The 14258-nt window shown below is 54.9% G+C and carries 16 protein-coding genes; 13 read left to right on the forward strand and 3 right to left on the reverse strand.

Features of this window, described 5'->3' with window-relative positions; translation table 11 throughout:
• Positions 1–1405 (reverse strand): APC family permease (locus tag VNL73_00785; protein HXF47945.1); only part of this gene is annotated, 1405 nt, incomplete at its 3' end.
• Positions 1406–1489: 84 nt separating this feature from the next.
• Here VNL73_00785 and tsaB point away from each other — a divergent pair.
• From tsaB to VNL73_00820, 7 genes are all read left to right on the forward strand, one after another.
• On the forward strand, positions 1490–2323 hold the full coding sequence (gene tsaB, locus VNL73_00790) for a tRNA (adenosine(37)-N6)-threonylcarbamoyltransferase complex dimerization subunit type 1 TsaB (protein HXF47946.1): 834 nt from the start codon (positions 1490–1492) through the stop codon (positions 2321–2323).
• 4 nt (positions 2324–2327) lie between these two features.
• Positions 2328–2864 carry a ribosomal protein S18-alanine N-acetyltransferase gene (gene rimI, locus VNL73_00795; GenBank protein HXF47947.1) on the forward strand — a complete coding sequence of 179 codons (537 nt, stop codon included), beginning with the start codon at positions 2328–2330 and terminating at the stop codon, positions 2862–2864.
• 2 nt (positions 2865–2866) lie between these two features.
• Complete coding sequence (gene accD / locus VNL73_00800) at positions 2867–3724, forward strand: acetyl-CoA carboxylase, carboxyltransferase subunit beta (protein HXF47948.1); 858 nt, start codon at positions 2867–2869, stop codon at positions 3722–3724.
• A gap of 36 nt (positions 3725–3760) precedes the next feature.
• Positions 3761–5074, forward strand: a complete 1314-nt coding sequence (locus VNL73_00805) for a folylpolyglutamate synthase/dihydrofolate synthase family protein (protein ID HXF47949.1) — start codon at positions 3761–3763, stop codon at positions 5072–5074.
• A gap of 26 nt (positions 5075–5100) precedes the next feature.
• Positions 5101–5424: a thioredoxin gene (gene trxA / locus VNL73_00810; protein HXF47950.1), complete on the forward strand. Its 324-nt coding sequence runs from the start codon at positions 5101–5103 to the stop codon at positions 5422–5424.
• Positions 5425–5502: 78 nt separating this feature from the next.
• Entirely contained in the window at positions 5503–5940 is a 438-nt protein-coding gene (locus VNL73_00815; protein HXF47951.1) for a CoA-binding protein, read from the forward strand.
• Positions 5941–6062: 122 nt separating this feature from the next.
• Complete coding sequence (locus VNL73_00820; protein HXF47952.1) at positions 6063–6530, forward strand: methylglyoxal synthase; 468 nt, start codon at positions 6063–6065, stop codon at positions 6528–6530.
• An 11-nt stretch (positions 6531–6541) separates the two neighbouring features.
• On the opposite strand, the gene VNL73_00825 is transcribed toward VNL73_00820, so the two are convergent.
• The gene (locus tag VNL73_00825) at positions 6542–7879 is read right to left on the reverse strand and encodes an MFS transporter (protein ID HXF47953.1); all 1338 of its coding nucleotides are present in this window, start codon (positions 7877–7879) and stop codon (positions 6542–6544) included.
• Between the two features lie 173 nt (positions 7880–8052).
• Between VNL73_00825 and VNL73_00830 the strand changes: the two genes are divergently transcribed.
• The 4 genes from VNL73_00830 to VNL73_00845 all read left to right on the forward strand — a co-directional run bounded on the left by VNL73_00830 (position 8053) and on the right by VNL73_00845 (position 11623).
• The gene (locus tag VNL73_00830) at positions 8053–8463 is read left to right on the forward strand and encodes an OsmC family protein (GenBank protein ID HXF47954.1); all 411 of its coding nucleotides are present in this window, start codon (positions 8053–8055) and stop codon (positions 8461–8463) included.
• Positions 8464–8567: 104 nt separating this feature from the next.
• Entirely contained in the window at positions 8568–9401 is an 834-nt protein-coding gene (locus VNL73_00835) for a rhomboid family intramembrane serine protease (protein ID HXF47955.1), read from the forward strand.
• A gap of 23 nt (positions 9402–9424) precedes the next feature.
• Positions 9425–10753, forward strand: coding sequence for a response regulator (locus VNL73_00840; protein ID HXF47956.1), 1329 nt, complete (start codon positions 9425–9427; stop codon positions 10751–10753).
• A gap of 126 nt (positions 10754–10879) precedes the next feature.
• Complete coding sequence (locus tag VNL73_00845) at positions 10880–11623, forward strand: cytochrome c biogenesis protein CcdA (GenBank protein HXF47957.1); 744 nt, start codon at positions 10880–10882, stop codon at positions 11621–11623.
• A 146-nt stretch (positions 11624–11769) separates the two neighbouring features.
• On the opposite strand, the gene VNL73_00850 is transcribed toward VNL73_00845, so the two are convergent.
• Positions 11770–12627, reverse strand: a complete 858-nt coding sequence (locus VNL73_00850; GenBank protein HXF47958.1) for a serine hydrolase — start codon at positions 12625–12627, stop codon at positions 11770–11772.
• A 202-nt stretch (positions 12628–12829) separates the two neighbouring features.
• On the opposite strand from VNL73_00850, the gene VNL73_00855 reads away from it, so the two are divergent.
• Together VNL73_00855 and VNL73_00860 are read left to right on the forward strand one after the other, a co-directional pair.
• Positions 12830–13405: a sigma-70 family RNA polymerase sigma factor gene (locus tag VNL73_00855; protein HXF47959.1), complete on the forward strand. Its 576-nt coding sequence runs from the start codon at positions 12830–12832 to the stop codon at positions 13403–13405.
• Positions 13405–14181, forward strand: a complete 777-nt coding sequence (locus VNL73_00860; GenBank protein ID HXF47960.1) for a zf-HC2 domain-containing protein — start codon at positions 13405–13407, stop codon at positions 14179–14181. Before VNL73_00855 ends, VNL73_00860 begins: the two co-directional genes overlap by 1 nt.
• Positions 14182–14258: the final 77 nt, after the last annotated feature.

Genomic DNA, 14258 nt, shown 5'->3' on the forward strand with positions numbered 1-14258 from the left:
CCCCGCCGGTCGCCAAAAGGGTAATCCAGCCCCCCTGGCCGAATTTTTCAATGGAGGTTATGGTCAAAACGGTCAGGCAAAGAAAGAGCCCGATTAAAAAGAGGGCGAGCCGGCGTTTTCCGGACTTCCCTTCCCGGACCCGTTGCCAAGAAAGCCGGCTCATGCCGAGCATGGAAAGGGAGAAAGTCAGAAAGACGTTAATGCTGTACATGACCACCAAATGGCGGACGTCCCCACGCGTGTAAAGCAGGGCGGCCAGCGACGCAATTCCCATCAGCAGAATGCCATTTTGCACCGTCAGCCGGTCGGAAAGGGAGGCAAATCGGTGGGGCATCCAGGAGTCGATTCCCATGTTGGCCAAAACCCGGGGGCCGCCAAAAAAACCGGCTTGAGCGGCCACCACGAGAAGCGCGGAGGTGGAAAAGAGGGTCAACATCAAAAAAACCGCCCCACCCGGAATTCCCCGTACCAGATCCCCGAACAAAACGGCATTCAAGGTTTTTCCTTCCACCGGTTCCACATTCCAGAGCAGGTAATTGATCAAAAGGCCGGTGGCGGTGAACGCGAGGGAAGCCCCCATGTAGTTCATCGTTTTTTTCGCGGTTTCCACTCTCGGCTCCCGCATTAGCGTGAGCCCGTTGGAAACCGCCTCGATACCGGTGTACGTTCCGCCTCCGAGTGAATAGGCATGCGCCAACAGCAGAAGCATGCCTCCCATTCCGAGCGTCATGGACCCTTGCTGGAAACCCGTGCTCACCTGCCGCGCCGTTTCAGGCAATTCCGGCGCATGGGCAATAATCCCGCCGATGATTCCAACGACATGGGTGACCACGAATATTAAAAAGACGGGGGTCAAGGGAATCACCGATTCCCGCACGCCGCGCATATTGAGTGTGGTCATTATCAAAACCAAAAAGATTTCAAGGGGAAGCTTGGCGTTGTGCCAGGCATAGGGCAGAAAGCTGAAGAGCGCGTCTCCGGCAGCGGCCAGCGAAATGGTGATCGTCAGGATATAATCCACGAGCAAGGCGCAGCCGGAAACCACCCCCAGCTTCTCTCCCAGCAACTTCGTCGCGACCACATATCCACCGCCGCCGCTGGGGAATTCTTCAATGATTCGTTTGTAAGCAGCCGCAATGATTAAGACGGTCGAAGCCATTAAAGCGGCCAGGATTACCGCCAAATAGCGGTGCTCACCGAGCGTGCGAAAGGCTTCCTCCGGGCCGTAGGCGGAGGAGGAAAGCCCATCCGCCCCAAATCCCACCCAGGCCAAGAAAGCCACCAGAGAGAGCCGGTGGAAGATGGCCTTGTCCGTAAGCCGGCGCGGGCCGCCTAAGAGGATGCGTTTAAGCCGCTGGCCAAAAGAAGGACCTTCCCCTCCTGCGCCAGACGGGTCTATTTCCATAAGGGGGGGATGGTAGGGGGTGGGCGAAGGTTTGTCAAGGGCGTGCGTGCTTGTTTTTGGCTTCTAAGGAGCTATTTTAGCATTGTGAAGGTTTTAGCCCTCGATTCCTCCGGACTTGTGGTGACTTTGGGTCTGGCCGACGGCCGGAAGATTTTAGCCGAGAGCCGGTTTGCCGCCGGAAGTAAAACAGTCGGGCTTTTAACGCCGGAGATTCAGAAACTTCTTGCCGAAACGGGAATCAGCCCGGCGAATTTGGACGGTTTTGCCCTCGGCTCGGGGCCGGGCAGCTTCACCGGCCTTAAAGTCGGCTTTGCCGCCATATTCGGTTTGGCCTTTAACGGCGATAAACCGATTTGGACTTTTCCGTCACTCAAACTGACCGCGCTTGGGCTGGCACTTGCAGCGGAGTTCAAAAAAGGGCTCTCCGCCGCCGACTCCCGGGCAATCCAGCCGGCTTTTAAACCTGATGCGGGCGGGATGCATCTTGGTTTCGGTCAAGGGTCGAAAAGCGCCTCCAAGGATATGGATGCTCCGGCCGGGCACTCCAAGAATGCGATGAATAAAGTTTTAGTGTTGACGGGGGCGAAAAAAGGGTATTTTTACCGTGGCATGTTCGTTTGGGCCGAAAATGGTCTGGAGGAAGCGGAGCCGCTCGCCGCACAAAAAATTGAGGAGTTGATCTGGCCGGAGGAACCGGTCTGGGTGACCGGCTCCGCTTTCGAAACGGAGCGGGTGGAGGTGACGGGGCGGGTACGTCCGGAAGACCGGGCGGCGGCCAAAGAATTCTGGCATCCTTCGGCCGGGCTCCTGGCCCAGATGGCGGCTGCCGGCAGGCTCGGAAACCCGGCCGGCAAGGAGGACGTTTTGGAACCGATTTTTTTGAAATCGTTCGAGACCAAATTCAAGGAGTTCGCGTAGCAAGATGCCGCAAGTGAAAGAACCGAAAACCGGAGGTCTAATTCGCGTCGAGCGAATGGCGGTGACGGATCTGGATGAAATAGTCCGGCTGGAAAGGGAATCGTTTACCGATCCCTGGCCCAGGAAGGCGTTTGAGATTCAGTTGGGGGACGGTTCTTCCATAATGCTGGCAGCCCGCATGGCGGATTCGGGAGGCGGCGAGCTTGCGGGCTATTTGTGCGCCTATCTGATTTTCGAGGAACTGCAACTAGCCAGCGTGGCGGTGAAGGAAAATTTTAGACGGCAAGGGATTGCCCGCCGGTTGATACTCGAGATGATCCGGCAGGGACGGGAAGGGGGCGCCAAGGAAGTCTGGCTGGACGTGCGGGAGTCGAACGCGGCCGCACGCCGGTTGTATGACGAGCTTGGTTTCCGGGAAGTGTACCGCCGTAAAAACTATTACCGCAAACCGAAGGAAGATGCCTTGGTGCTGTTCCGGCCGGTGGCGGCGGTCCTTTTGCGCCCGCCCGGTCCGTCCGTCAAAGCGGGATTGCGGGGATAAAAATGGAGTGGTTCAAAAAAACCCGCGAAGGGATTGTCGGCGGCGAGAAAAAGGAAATTCCCAAAGGGCTTTGGACCAAGTGCGAATCCTGCGGGGAAATCATCTTTGTGCGGGAGCTGGAAAAAAACCTGTGGGTCTGCCCGAAGTGCGGCTACCATTTCCGCATCCGCTTCAAGGATTACCTTGACCTGCTCTTGGATCCGGGGGAATGGAAGGAGTACGACAAAAACATTGTTTCCGCCGATCCCTTGCGCTTCAAGGATTCCAAGCGTTACCCGGACCGCATCCGGGATGCCCGCAAGAAAACGGAACTTTCGGACGCGGTCGTTTGCGGGCTCGGCAAAATCGGCGGGCGTGAGGTTTCCCTTGCCGTGATGGATTTTTCCTTCATCGGCGGCAGCATGGGCTCGGTGGTCGGAGAGAAAATCGCCCGCGCCATCGAACGCTCGCTGGAGTGCAAAATCCCCTTGATCATCGTTTCCTGCTCCGGCGGGGCGCGGATGCAGGAGGGGATTTTGTCCTTGATGCAGATGGCCAAGACCTCCGCCCTGCTTGCGCAGCTGCAAAAGAAAAACCTGCCGTTCATCAGCGTTTTGACCAACCCCACCACGGCCGGGGTGATGGCCTCCTATGCTTCCCTCGGGGACGTGATCATTGCCGAGCCGAAGGCGCTTTTGGGGTTTGCCGGGCCGCGGGTAATCGCCCAGACCATCGGCCAGGAGCTGCCGCCGGGGTTCCAGAGCTCGGAGTTTTTCTTGGAGCACGGTTTTCTGGATATGATTTGCGAGCGGAAGGAACTGCGCCGGACCATCAACCTCCTTTTGGAATACTTCAGCGGCAACGGGACGCCGCGGAACTAACTTTCCCGCCGTTGGGATTTGGACCATCCCGATACGATGACTTCGAGCGCGATAAAATTTATTTTTGACCTGGAGCTTTTCGGCATCAAGCTGGGGCTGGATAACATCCGGGCTCTCTCTGAGTTTTTAGGCAACCCCCAAAATCGGTATCCGGTTGTACACCTCGCCGGCACCAACGGCAAGGGTTCCACGGCGGCCATTTTGGAGTCGATGCTTCTTGCGGCCGGTTACAAAGTCGGGCTGTACACTTCACCCCATCTGGTCCGTTTCAACGAGCGGGTGAGAGTGAATCGCGAAGAAATTCCGAATGCATTTATTGAGGGTTTTATTGGACCGCTTCGCCCCGAAATAGAAAAACATAGAGCAACTTTTTTTGAAGCGACCACGGCGCTGGCTTTTCAATACTTTGCTGATCAGAAAGCGGATATCGCGGTCATCGAGACCGGCCTCGGCGGGCGGTTGGATGCGACGAACGTCGTTTCACCGGTGCTCTCGGTCATTACCAGCATCGACAAGGACCATACCGACCGGCTGGGTAAAAGTTTGGCTAAAATCGCATTCGAAAAAGCGGGCATTATCAAACCGGAAAGACCCGTTGTGGTCGGAAACTTGAAAAGCGCCGCTTTTCGGGTTGTTGCAGAAACGGCTGAAAGGAAAGGGGCGCCCTTGACCGTAGCCGCCGAGCGTGCGCCGGTCAAATTGCTGAAGTCCGATTGGTCGGGAAGCCGCTTCCGGGTGGCTGAAGATTTCAGTCCAAGCGGAGAACTTTTTTTGAACCTGGCCGGGCGGTATCAAGGGGAAAATCTTTCGGTTGCCCTGACCGCTGTCGAGCTTCTGCGCAAACACAGTTTTTCGATACCGCCCGAAGCCTGTGAAGCGGGAGCCCGATCGGTATTTTGGCCGGCCCGGCTGGAGCTGATTTCCAAGGAGCCGCCGGTGGTTCTGGACGTGGCCCACAACGCCGCCGCCGCCGCCCGGCTGGCCGGGTCTCTCCGCCGGCTCTGGCCGGGAAAAGTGGTTTTCGTTTTGGGGATTTTGGCAGACAAGGATTACCATCGCTTCCTTTTGGCCTTGAAACCGCTGGCCAAATATTTTTACTTCGTCCGGCCGGATTCCAAGCGGGCGCTTGAGCCGGGGATTTTATCCAAGGCCATCGGGGACAGTATTCCCCATGAGATTGTTGAAAAGCCGGCGGATGCGCTTTGGAAAGCGTATGCCTTGCTTGGACCTGGGGAGCTTTTGACGGTGACCGGCTCGCACTACGTGGTCGGGGAGATTCTGGAGGCCTGGCGAACCTCCGGGCGGGAATATCCTTTTGTCCGGGAACAAGAGCCGGTTATATTGGGTTGATAATGCAAGTAGAATGGAGGCAATGAATGAAACCGATGGAAGTTACCGACGCCACTTTTGAAGCGGAAGTTTTGCGGGCCAAGGAACCGGTCTTGGTTGATTTTTGGGCCGTCTGGTGCGGCCCCTGCCGGGCGGTGGCGCCGATTGTGGACGAACTGGCCAAAGAATACAACGGCAAGCTGAAGGTGGTCAAAGTGGATGTGGATGCCAACGTCGAGACCGCTTCACGCTACAATATCCTTTCGATTCCGACTCTTTTGATTTTCAAAGACGGCAAGCCGGTGGAGCAGGTGGTGGGGGCGGCGCCCAAGAAGATGTTTGTGGACAAGCTGTCCAAAGTGCTGGCCTAAGGCGAATTTTTTCGAAAGGGGAATTAAAACTGATGCGGCTGCTCCAGTAAACCGGGGCGGCCGTTTTGACAACCGAATATGACTCTTGTCTCCCCCAACGGCCGGTGGAGAAACCCTTCCGATGACGAAATTGTCCACTTCTTGAAGGCGGCCAAACGAATCGCCATCGTCGGGCTTTCCTCCAACCCGGCCCGCCCCAGCAACGAAGTGGCCCGGTTTCTTTTATCCAAGGGATATGAAATCGTCCCGGTCAATCCGCAGGAGACCGAAGTTTTGGGGCTGAAGGCGTATCCCGATTTGCGCTCGGTTCCCGGCGTCATTGATTTGGTTGATTGCTTCCGCCGTTCGGAAGCGGTCGGAGAAACGATTGACGAGGGGCTATCACTCGGCATCAAAAACTTCTGGCTGCAGGAAAGGATTCGGGACGAAGGCCGCGGTTTAGTCATCCGTCAAAAGTGGGGTTTTATCATAATGGACCGCTGCATTGCCAAAGAATACGCCCGCTTGATGAAGTAACCGGTCAATTTGCCATCCCATCTGAGACTTGTTTGATTATGGAGACCCTTTAGACCTCCAACGGGTTTTTCTTGCTTTTCGCCAGAAAAATTCGGTTGTTGCTCTTGTAAAAGGAGAACGGAATGGCGCACAAAAAAATTTTTATGCAGCCCCGAAAAAAAATCGCCCTGGTGGCCCACGACAACAGGAAAGAACATCTGCTTGAATGGGCCCGCTTTAACAAAGGGTCGCTTTCCCATCACCAACTTTTCGCCACCGGCACCACCGGCAAGCTTGTTGAAGAGGAACTCGGTCTCAAGGTCATCAAGCTCCAAAGCGGCCCCTTGGGGGGCGACCAGCAGGTGGGAGCCAAAATCGCCGAGGGAGAAATCGACTTTCTCATCTTCTTTTGGGACCCCTTGGAGCCGCACCCGCATGACCCGGACGTAAAGGCGCTTTTGCGCATCGCTGTGGTCTGGAACATTCCCGTTGCCTGCGATCGCGCCACGGCCGATTTTATGATTTCCTCCCCGTTAATGTCCGTTGAATATGAACGGCTTTTGCCGGATTACGAGGGGTATCTCGAGAGAATGAAGGCGGAAAAACGTTAGTAAGCGGTGCGCTATTCCTTCGGCGGGGTGGCCATGCCGGTTGCCGCCCGCAGCCCCTCCGCGATTTCCGGGATGATCCCCTTTTTGGCATAAACCGGGCGCACCATTTGCCGCCAAGAGGGGAGATGGCGGGCGAAAAGCAAAGCTCCCAGGATGCAGCAAAGCCCGCCAATCAGCAAAGTAGAGGGGGCGCCGATTTGGCCGGCGAGGCTCCCGGCGAGCAAGCTGCCGAACGGCATCATTCCCATAAAGGCGGTGGCGTATAAGCTTATCACCCGTCCCCGCTTGTCGTCATCCGCCAGCGTCTGCAAAACAGTGTTGCTGGAAGCCATCTGCACCATCATTCCGAAACCAGTCAGAACCATCGCGAAAAGCGAAAGCCAAAGAATCTTTGAAAAGGAGAAAATGACAATCCCGGCGCCGAAAAGTCCCGCCGAAAGGGCAATTATCTTTCCCAATCCCCGGACGTTTTTGCGGGAGGCCAAAAAAAGCGCCCCGCTCAAAGCCCCCAGCCCCACGGCGCTCATCAAAAACCCCTGCGTGTGCGAGCCGCCGTGCAAAATGTCGCGCGCAAAAACCGGCATCAAGGTGGAATAAGGAATCCCCATCACGCTGGCCAGAGCCACCAAAAACAAGACCGAGCGGATCGGAGTGAAGGTAAAAGCGTAGCGGAGCCCTTCCCTCAAGCCGTGAAGCGAATTGGTTTGCTGTCCGGCCATTTTTTGCGGCTGGAGGCGCATCGCCAAAAGAGCCGCCAGAACCGCCAGAAAACTTAAAGCATTCAGAAGAAAACAGACCCCTTCGCCGGCCAGCGCAATTACAACTCCGGCAATCGACGGTCCAATCAACCGGGCGGCGTTGAACATCGAGGAATTTAAGGCAATGGCATTCCCCAAGTCCTGCCGGTTTTCAATCATATCCAAAAGAAAGGCCTGGCGGGTGGGGATGTCGAAGGCATTGATACTACCAATGAAAATTCCCAACGCAATGATATGCCAGACCTGAATGTTTTCGGTTAAAACGAGGAGAGCCAAGGTCAGAGCTTGCAGCATCGATAGAATCTGTGTGACGAGCAAAACCCGATGCCTGTTGGCCCGATCGGCCAACACCCCGCCGAAAGGTGTCAGAATAAAAGCCGGTATTTGGTTGGAAAAACCGACTACGCCGAGCATAAAGGCAGAGTCGGTCAGCCGGTAAACCAGCCAAGTCATGGCGGTTTGCTGCATCCAAGTGCCAATCAGCGAAATCCCCTGCCCGGCGAAAAAGAGGCGATAGTTGCGGTACCCCAACCCGCGCAGCAAAAACTTGACGCTGAATGTGAGATTCGATGAACTTTCGTCCGGTTTCATCCTTTTTTTGCTCGCCGGCTTGGCATCAAATTTTTGATGATACCCTTTTTCGCTTGGAAATCAAGAATTGGATTGCTTTGCCTTGACAAAGCTTGCACCAGCCGGTAACTTCGCCACTTCCCGGTTGAAACAGAGAGCGGCTCTTTCTGTTTTTGTGGGATCAACGAGAGCATATGAAAGCCACGGTTGTCTGGAAGGAGAAAATCGCTTTTCTGGGGAAAAGCGAGTCCGGCCATACCGTCCGGATGGACTCGGCGGTGGAGAAGGGAGGGGATAATTCAGGCCCCAGCCCGATGGAATTGATGCTAATTTCGCTCGGGGGATGCACGGGAATGGATGTGGTCGCCTTCCTCAAGAAACGGAGGGTGGAGCCGGCAGGGCTGGAAATCGAAATAGAGGCGGAACGGGCCAAGGAGCATCCCCAGGTTTATACCAAAGCCACCATCCTGTACAAAATCAAAGGGGAAGGAATAAAGGAAAGCGACGTGAAATGGGCCGTGGAGCTTTCCCAAAACAAGTACTGTTCGGTCACCGCCATGTTCGCTCAAACGGCCAAAATCGACTTCCGCTGGAAGATAAACTGACCGGCCTTTGCACGGCGGAGCTCCTCCGGTCTCCAAAAATTACGGCGCAAAATAACCGAATTTTTTGCTTGATTGAAGGGGATTTTAGCTTAGCTTAAGGCAGTATGCGTTCGGAACGCTACATCGAGCCCTTGCAACGCCCTTCCTGGCCGGTTTACGGCGGGCTGACCCCCGCCGTCCGCAATCTTTTGCTGGCCAACGGGATCGTCTTTCTCCTTCAATTGATTGTACGCTCCGGCTGGCTGGTGCAGTATTTCGGACTCACCCCCACTTTGGTTCATCAAAAGCTTTATTTCTGGCAGTTGGGTACCTACATGTTTTTGCACGGCGATTTTTTCCATATCCTTTTCAATATGTTCACCCTCTGGATGTTCGGGCAGGATTTGGAGCGGGATTGGGGCACGCGATACTTCTACAAGTTCTATTTCGTCTGCGGCATCGGCGCCGGGCTTTTCACCTTGGGGCTTACTTGGAACTCATCCGCGGCCACCATTGGAGCTTCCGGGGCGCTTTTCGGCATTCTGGCGGCATTCGGGCTTCTGTATCCCAACCGCATTATTTACCTCTGGTTCCTGGTGCCGGTCAAGGCGAAATATCTGGTGTTATTTTTCGGTTTTTTTGCTCTTTTGGCCTCCTTTCAGCACACCTCCGACGGCATCGGCCACATCACCCATCTGGGGGGGCTTCTGGTCGGCTGGGTCTATTTAAAGCGGGGCCGTTCCTTAAAATGGATTACAGATTTCGGCCGCAGCTTCCGATATAAACTAAAGGAGCGGAAGTACTACCGGGAAGAGGCCGAGCGAAGGGCGCTTCTGGCTTCCGCCGATGAGGTTTTAGACCGTATCAAGCAAGTAGGGGGATACCATAAACTTTCTCGCCGGGACAAAAAGATTTTGGAAAAAGCCAGCCAACTTCTGGGAGAGCGGGACAACGAATAAACCTTGGATTGCAGGGGAGGGGAATGTCTAAGGTTTTAGTCGCCGACGACTCGGCCACCATCCGCGGGGTGGCGGAATCGCTTTTGCGCCACAACGGCTACGAGGTCATTTCCACCTCGGACGGCGCCAAGACCTTGGTGATGGCTAAAAGCCAGAACCCCGATTTGATTTTTCTGGACTACACGATGCCCGGCAAGGACGGGCTTGCGGTTTGCCGGGAACTGAAAGCCGATTCGCATACCCGCAATATCCCCGTGATTATGCTTTTGGGAGCCGGCGAAGCCCGCGAGGCGGAGAAGTTTCTGGCCGCGGGCGCCTCCGATTATTTGTTCAAGCCGTTCGTTCCAAAGGATTTTATTGAAAAAGCCCAGAAGTATCTTTCTCCTTTTGCGCAGGGCTCCAGCCGGGCCCAGGACACAAGCAAAATCGCCGCATCCTCGCTTCTGGAAGAGGCCCTTTCTTCCACCGGCAAGGAAGAGGAGGAGCTGGATTTGGAAAAACTCTTGAGCGCGGCGGCAACCCGTCAACTGGAGGAGGAAACGGGCAAAGTCCCGACCGTTCCGTCCGAGACAACCTCCAAGCCCGCAAATCCGCAAATCTGGGGGCCCGCCGATCCGGACGAAATGACCATCAAATTATACAGTCAAGAGGAGAAAACCAAACCCAAAGCGCACGAACGCCCCAAGAAAACCGAGCCGTCCAGAAGCGCGGCCGCACCGTCAAAGTCCGACTCCGACAAGCTCAAACTGGAAAAACAAAAGGAAAAGGATGATTTGATTCTGGCCTCAAACCCGTTCGGGCTGGGGGAGGAAGAGCTTGACCTCACCTTCAGCGCAGGGGCCTCGCAGGAGGCGCCCCACGATTACGACTGGTTTTTGAAGGAGATGCAAAAGGAATCCCAAAGCCCCACCCCGCAGGCCAAGAAACCGCATTCCCCCGCGCCTCCGCCGGCGTCCAAACGGAAGGAAGAGACCTCCGAGGAGCTGAAGCTCAAAGTGGAGGAATTGGGAACCTCCCGGCTGGGGTACGAGCGTTTCATCAACGAGTTCAAAAAGGAAATGACCAAGCTGGAGTCCGAAGAGAAACCGGTTTACGGCGAAACCAAGATTGATCCCCACGCCGTGGTGGAGGCCCAGCAGAAAGTAAAGACCGACAAGGTTAAAATCGCATCCGCGCCTCCAAGTCCCGCGCCGGCCCCCGCCCCAGCCGCTCCGGCGGTCAATCCGGAGGAACTCGTGAACCAGGTGGTTTCGGCCGTGGTGAAGGAGGTCGCCCAGCGGCTCTCCTCCCAATTGGACAAGGAAGAGATTCTGAGGATTTTGCAGGAAAAATTGGGCAAGTCGGGCAAGTAATTTTATTCCTACTCAAGTTCAATCGTAACAAGAATAAATTTTACCGCGGGCGGAAATTCTTTTTTTTGCGTCGAAAAAACATATATTTTGGGAACGGATGATTACTAAAAAGGGTTAAAGAAACGTATGTTCACGGAAAACATCAGCTTGCTGGCGGCGTTGGGGGCTGGTTTCATTTCATTCATTTCCCCCTGCGTTTTGCCTTTGATTCCCGGCTATCTGTCCTTTATTTCCGGGGTTTCCGTGGCCGATATGAGTGCCGCCGAAAAACGAGCAGAGGTTCTGCGCAAAGTGGCCCTAAGCTCGTTCATCTTCGTTTTGGGTTTTTCGGCCGTGTTCATAACCCTGGGGGCTTCCGCCACGGCGGTTGGGAAATTTCTGCTCTCCAACAAAATCGGTCTGTTTAACCGGATTGCCGGAGTCGTCATCGTGATTTTGGGACTGCACGTCATGGGGGTCATCCGCATCCCGTTTTTGAATTATGAAAAGCGGATTCAAACCCGCAGCAAGCCGCTGGGGGCCTTGGGCACCTTTCTGGTGGGCGTCGCTTTTGCATTCGGCTGGACCCCCTGCATCGGGCCGATTTTGGGAGGGATTTTGGGGCTGGCCGCCAATCAGGGGACGGTGGGGCAGGGGATGCTGCTATTGACGTTTTATTCTTTGGGCCTCGGCATTCCATTTCTGATTACCGCGGTCAGCTTCAACTGGTTTATCGGTTTTTCCGGTTTTTTTAAAAAACATTTCCGCACCATCGAAATTGTCTCCGGCCTGCTTCTGGTCGGCATCGGCGTGCTCATCTTCTTCAACCGCCTCGGCGCTTTGGGCAACTGGCTTCTGGAAACCTTCCCCGCCCTGCAGAATATCGGCTGATACGGCCCTTCGCCGGGGATACCTCCAAGCGTTTTTATTTTGCTTCGCACTCGTTAGGCAAAAGAGAGAAAAAGCTCGCTCTTATCTGAGCGAACGTAGCGGGTTTCCACTGCCTTGGCTTCTTGGGCGCCGGATAGGCAATACATTTACTTCATAAACTGTTCATACAACAGTCGAGAAATTTTGGCCACGGCCAAGGTAGCCATATTGTCCGGCTGTTCCCCCAAGTCGGCGGAGTTATCGCAAAAGATGGCATAGACGTAACTTCCTTTGGCGGAAGAGACGATCCCCACGTCGATTTTGCGGTCGTCCAAAGAGCCGGTCTTGTTGGCAATCCAGAGGGAGGTATCTTCCGTAAACGGCAGAAAACGGGCGGCCTGCGACTTGTCCATTTGATTTCTCATAATGGCAATCATCTCCTCCGAGGCCTTTTTGTTTACCGTTTCGCCGCGCACCAGTTTTTCCAGAAGCAGAACCATGTCGGTCGGGCTGCTTACGCCGATGCCGAACCGGCGCGCCTCTTCCGTGTTCTTCTTGGTCTTGAGCGAGTAGAGCTTGTTGAGCAATTTGGTGTTCTTCAAGCCGAGCTGCCGCATCCGGCGGTTGACCGCCTCCAGTTTTTCATCATGAGTATTGCCCAACTGGTCAATGACATAGTTGGTTGCCGTGTTGTCACTCAAAATTATCATCAATGTGGCGATGTCGATAAGCTGGAGGGTTTGACCTTGGTGAAAGAACCGTAAAACACCATCGCCGGGCACGCTGGTTTCCGCCGAAAGGGGGACGGGCTTTTCCGGCTGCAATTTCCCTTCCTGGAACTGTTGGAACAACTCTACCAATACCGGCAGCTTGATGACGCTGGCCGTTGGGAAAAGGGTATCCGCGTTGACGGCAATCGTTTCGCCGGTGGTGAGCGATTTGGCCGCCAGTCCGACACGGCCGCCAAATTCGTCGGCATAACCTTGAATTCGCGTTTTCCAATCCGCAGTATCTTCAGCGCTCACGGCGACTTGAAGAGACATAGATGCGAGCAGCATTAGAAAAGAAATTTTCCGCATAGGACCCTCTTTTAGGGTTTATCATGGTGAACGGTTGGCCCGCTTGTCAGCATCCCAAGGAAAATAACGGCAGAAGCCCCGCCGGGCAAGGCGATCCGGGACGCTTTACTTTTCTCGTTGGCCGCCCTACCTTTCACGGCGAGCGAAGATGGCAGGAGAGAACCACAAGGAATTTGAACAACTCGCACTGCCCCACGCCGATGCGCTCTTGCGCACGGCTTTGCGGATGACCCGCAATTCCTCCGATGCGGAGGACTTGGTGCAGGAAACCTACCTGAAAGCGTACCGTTTCTTTAACCGGTTCGAACAGGGGACCAACATCCGGGCCTGGCTTTTCAAAATTATGACCAACCTTTTCATCAACTCCTACCGGGACAAGGCCAAGCGCCCGGAAGAAACCTCCTTTGACGACATGGAAGAGTTTTCCCTCTACAGCAAGATCGCGGGGGGGGCCCAAAAAGACGGAACCAATCCGGAAAAGGAGTTGTTTGATAAGCTGTACGGCGACGAAGTTCAGAAAGCGCTGGACCGCCTGCCGGAAGAGTTCAAAATGGTCGTTTTATTGAATTTTGTTGAAGGTTTTTCCTATCAGGAAATAGCCGAAATTCTGGGGATTGAGTTGGGTACCGTCAAATCCCGCCTGCACCGTGGCCGCAAGCTTTTGCAAAAAGCGCTCTGGGAGTTTGCCAAAAAATCCGGTTTTGCCAGGGAAAAAAGCGAATAATGGACTGCCGCAAAGCCGCCCAATACCTGTACGAATACGTGGACCGGGAACTGGACGGCCAGACGATGGCCGAGGTGGAGGCCCATTTAAAGCTCTGCAGCCATTGTTTCGACGCTTTTGACATGGAATTCAAAATCAAGGAACTGGTGCGCCAGCGCTCGGTTGCCTCGCCGCAGGCGGAGCAGTTGAAGGTGCGGATTTTGACGGAGCTCGCGACCATCGCCTCCCAGCCGGAAAAAACGGAGCCGAAATCGAACCGAATTTGGCTCTGGGGCGGGACGGCCGCCGCCGCGGCCGCCGTGGTGCTCTTTTTTGCCTTCGGCCTGCCGGATTTGGGCGGCTCTTCTGATCCGCTCGTTCTGCAGGCGGCCGCCGAGCATACCAATCATCTTTCGGTCAATACCCCGCAACTGCCCGAAGCGGTTTCCATCGATTCCGTCAACGCCGTTTTGACCTCCCTTTTGGGATTTAACCCGGAGATAAACGAGTTGAAATTCTCCGGCCAGCTTAAAGCCTTCCACGCCGGCGCCTGGAACGGCAAGCCGGCCGCCTGTTTGTATTTTACCGGTCCGGATGGAGAAGGGATTTCCTTTTTAATCTGTAAAGAGCCGGCGGCGCTTCCAAAAGGGGAAAAATACAACCGTAACGGCAGGGAATACATCGTCGCGGAGCATAAAGGGGCGCGTATGGCCTTCTGGGTCTGGGACGGCATGCTCTGCTGCAGCGTTGGCAATTGTTCGGAAAAAGAACTTTTGGATTTCACCGGCTCGGTTTAGCACCATTTTCCAATTTCCAAACTTCCTTTGAGTCCTTTGGCATCCCTAAGGGGTTGATTTATCTTTTTGGAGCGTTA

This window comes from Verrucomicrobiia bacterium (assembly GCA_035574275.1).
Lineage (GTDB): Bacteria > Zixibacteria > MSB-5A5 > DSPP01 > DSPP01 > DSPP01.